A 231-nucleotide genomic window follows, 5' to 3' on the forward strand; every position below is an offset into this window, starting at 1 on the left:
GCCTGCAATTTGGTACTCATGCCGCCAGTTCCGAGGCCTGAAACGCTGTCGCCAGCAATCGCGCGCAGTGCGTCATCAATGCCGTAAACATCTTTAATCAGTTCTGCCTGCGGATTGCTGCGCGGGTCAGCGGTGTACAAACCTTTTTGATCGGTCAGCAGCAACAGTTTATCGGCACCCGCCAGAATCGCCGCCAGCGCAGAAAGGTTATCGTTATCGCCGACCTTAATC

The 231-nt window shown here is 55.0% G+C and carries 1 pseudogene; it reads right to left on the reverse strand.

The annotated features are described in order from the left end of the window. Positions 1-231, reverse strand: a pseudogene (locus Q5L94_RS14225) (glutamate 5-kinase); the annotation flags it as partial.

The organism is Idiomarina sp. Sol25, assembly GCF_033052775.1.
GTDB lineage: Bacteria > Pseudomonadota > Gammaproteobacteria > Enterobacterales > Alteromonadaceae > Idiomarina.